The 3,469-nt window shown below is 61.0% G+C and carries 3 protein-coding genes; 1 reads left to right on the forward strand and 2 read right to left on the reverse strand.

What is annotated here, in order from left to right:
- Positions 1 to 26: 26 nt before the first annotated feature.
- Together P0D96_RS47615 and P0D96_RS47620 are read right to left on the reverse strand one after the other, a co-directional pair.
- The gene (locus tag P0D96_RS47615; RefSeq protein WP_408321240.1) at positions 27 to 248 is read right to left on the reverse strand and encodes a hypothetical protein; all 222 of its coding nucleotides are present in this window, start codon (positions 246 to 248) and stop codon (positions 27 to 29) included.
- Positions 249 to 494: 246 nt separating this feature from the next.
- A complete protein-coding gene (locus tag P0D96_RS47620; protein WP_408182438.1) occupies positions 495 to 890 on the reverse strand; it encodes a MerR family transcriptional regulator in 396 nt (131 codons plus the stop codon).
- An 85-nt stretch (positions 891 to 975) separates the two neighbouring features.
- On the opposite strand from P0D96_RS47620, the gene P0D96_RS47625 reads away from it, so the two are divergent.
- Positions 976 to 2,937 carry an acid phosphatase gene (locus P0D96_RS47625; protein WP_408321242.1) on the forward strand — a complete coding sequence of 654 codons (1,962 nt, stop codon included), beginning with the start codon at positions 976 to 978 and terminating at the stop codon, positions 2,935 to 2,937.
- Positions 2,938 to 3,469 lie beyond the last annotated feature (532 nt).

Consider the following 3,469-nt stretch of genomic DNA (forward strand, 5'->3'; position numbering starts at 1 on the left):
TCCCACCGCGGCAAGTCGCTGTCAGACTAGCGATAGTTAATCAAGTTGATGATGTCATTGAGGAACCAGGGCAGAATCAATTGCGTGTCGGGATAGCTGACACCGACGCTGAGCCTCGGGGGCTTTGACGCGGAGTAACCGGGCGTCGCACCGTCGGCAGTGTGCAGAATGTACGTGTCCGTGTCGGACGGCTGGGCGGTCTGATTGTTCGGGGGCGACCATCTCCAGGCGCAGCCGGTGGTGAGCACGATGAGGGCTGCTGCGAAGCATAAGGGCTTCATGATGGTGTGAAAGTCCAGCAACGTTACTTTGACAATAACGTTGATGAAGAATTCGTTCCGGCACGTGGCTGGCTTCTGTCGAACGCAGGAGGCGCAGTCCGACCCTTCAGAGACATTAGGCCCGAGCGATTCGAATGTCCGCCATCTCAAAGGAGACGCACGCGAGAAAATGAAGGGCCAACGTCTCGCGGCGCCGATCGTGCCTGCCTGTTATCACGGTATCGGTGACAACGCGTCAATGATGCGGCACTCCGCCACTGCCCCGCAGCTGCACTGGTCGATCAGACTATCGAGTTCTGCCTTTAGCGCCTTCAGATCGCAAATCTTGCGTTCGATTTCGGCACGGTGCGCGGATGCGATCGCATCGATTCGGCCGCGGTCATCCGCGAGCTGCAGCAGTTCGCGCACCTGTTCGAGCGAAAAACCCAGATCACGTGCACGGCGAATGAAGCTCAGAGGCCTCAGGTGTGCTTCCGAATATGCGCGGTAATTGGCTTCCGTCCTTGCCGGCGCGGGCAGCAACCCGGTCTCTTCGTAGAACCGGAAGGTCTCGACCTTCGTGCCCGTGGCGCGGGCGAGCTGGCCGATCGTAAGGTTGGCGTCATCCATACGCAATTGGTAATGTGGCGGTCACGCGCGGTGAATAGACTCCCGGTTCTTCTAATGCATCGAATAGACCGGGGGTTTGAAGCGCATGCGCTCACACAGGAAATGTTTGAAGCTGCACGCAACGCTCATCTTGAGCGTGCTGCTGGTTGCCGCGTGCGGCGGCGGAAGCGACGGCAATCACAGCGCCACCAATGCTTCGGCGCCGCCGCCACCGCCACCGCCGGATCCGACCTTTGTCGATAACGCGCCCATTCCCGACGTCCCTGCATTCGTCGACAACATCGCGACGAATCAGCGCGGCGACGCACGCTTCGCAGCGTTGAACACGAATGCGGGTGTGCGCCTCGTGTCGCGGTTCCTCGACATCTGGTCGCCATTGACCGAAATTGTCGATGCGGGCGTATCCGCTCCGGCGGTCGGTTCGTTTCCGGCGATCGTCCCATCGACGTGGACGGGTTTGCCGAACGACGGGACCCCAGGCGGCACGGTGCTCAACGCGGCCGTGCACAACGCCAACATCCAGTTCGCGATTGGTGAAACCACGAATCGCACGCAAGCTCAGGCCGATGCCGCCTATTTCGACGACCGCCGCGGCAAGGGCTTTAGCGTGACCGACGGCATGGGGCCGCTCACCGATGCATGGCGCGCCGCGGCCCAGCAAACGACGACGATCACGAGCATTCCCGCGAATGCGACGACCGTGCTCTTTAACGACACGGGGAACAATATCGGCGTGGGCGGCACCGCGAATCCGACATTCGGGCACGTCGTGGATCTGCTCTCCGCAATGGGCAACAACGCGTCGACGGAACCGGGCAAGCGCTTCTACAAGTACGCGCGACCGTACCGCTGGAGCTCGAACGTGATCGTCGATCCAACGCTCGTGCCGGCCGAGAGCGCGGACCCGACGACGGACGGCGGCTATATCAGCGGCCATGAAGCCGAAGCGATGCGCGATGCGCTGACGATGGCCTACTGTTTGCCCGAGCGCGGCACGGAGATGATCTCGCGCGGTCTCGAACTCGGCGAGAACCGCATTCTTGCCGGCATGCACTCGCCGCTCGACGTGATGGCCGGACGCATGTTCGCGATCGCGGCGACGGTGGCGAACCTGAACAATCCGGCGAATGCGACGCTGAAGACCGAGGCATTCCAGCAGGCGCATACCGCGCTCGAAGCCGCGACGAACACCACGCCCGCCGCGTTCTTCGCACTCGCGCATTCGGGCACGCTTGCCACCGATCGATTTGCAGACTTCGCGACCAACAAGGCATACGACATCAGGCGCATGACGTTCGGCTTCACGCAGATCGAATCGACCAATGCGCCACCCACCGTTCCTAAAGGTGCCGAAGTGCTGCTCGAAACGCGCTTTCCGTATCTGAGCGCAGACCAGCGCCGGGTCGTGATCAAGACGACCGAGTTTCCTTCCGGCTTCCCAGTGATGGACGACGCCGAAGGCTATGGACGCATCGACACGTTCGCGGCCTTCAACGGCTACGGCCAGTTCAATGGCAGTGTCGTCATTTCGATGGATGCGACGCAAGGAGGTTTCAGTGCCAACGACATGTGGCGCAACGACATTTCGGGCAGCGGCAAGCTGACGCTGAGCGGCACGGGCGCGCTGCAACTCACCGGCAACAACAGCTACTCGGGCGGCACGCAGATAACGGGCGCCACGTTGCAAGCGGATTCGGCGACGGCGTTCGGCACGGGCGACGTATTCGTCGGCGCGGGCACGGCGATCATGAGCGCGAGCTCGCCGGTCAAGGTCGGCGGCAAATTCACCGTACTGCCCGGGGCGACGCTCGCGATGGAGGTCGACGGTTCAGGCGGCGGGCAATTGAATGTTGGCGGCCAGCTGACGCTGGCCGGCAGCACGCTGCACGTGAAGTTCGCGAACGGCTTTGCGCCGAAAGCTGGCGACACGATTCAGCTGATCACGGGTGGCGTCGGCAATCAGCAGTTTTCGACTGTGACCGTGGATGGCGTCAATGCGTCGGCAGTCTATTCGAACGGAACGGTGTCGATTCACATCAATTCGTAACGGCTGAATGGGAAAATGCGAAAGCCGCGGCAACAGCGTGACCGAAATGTGACGTGGCCGCGGCATCGTGGGAACGAGAGACTGCACCGCAAGCTTTGCAATGCGATCTCTTTCTCGTTACCCACCTGCGATGAGCTCATTCAAAGCCGTTGCACTCGAGCATGCGAGCTGCGTGATCAATCAGCGGTTTCACCAACGTGAATCCGCGAGCAGGTTCAGACAATTCAAGCTTTCTACCACCGGCGTCGACAGCGTCATTAGCTGAGCGAGGCGACCATCCCATTGGACTCTGCGCCTTTTCGCTCGTTGATCCCCTCAATCCCCAACTGCGGTAACATGCCACGCAATTGCGGGCGAGAAGTTTGCGAGGAGCCGAAGCAATCAATCCGGAACTCCCATCGCGGAATTGCTGGAGTTATGCCAGTTCGGAACGCGCCGATCGTCGGCCAATGTCGCGACAAATTCAACGCGCGCCGGTGACCGTTGCCGGATGTATTTCAGCCAGTTGCGACGATATCACCAACGTCCCTTC

Source organism: Paraburkholderia sp. RL17-347-BIC-D, from assembly GCF_046027915.1.
Lineage (GTDB): Bacteria > Pseudomonadota > Gammaproteobacteria > Burkholderiales > Burkholderiaceae > Paraburkholderia.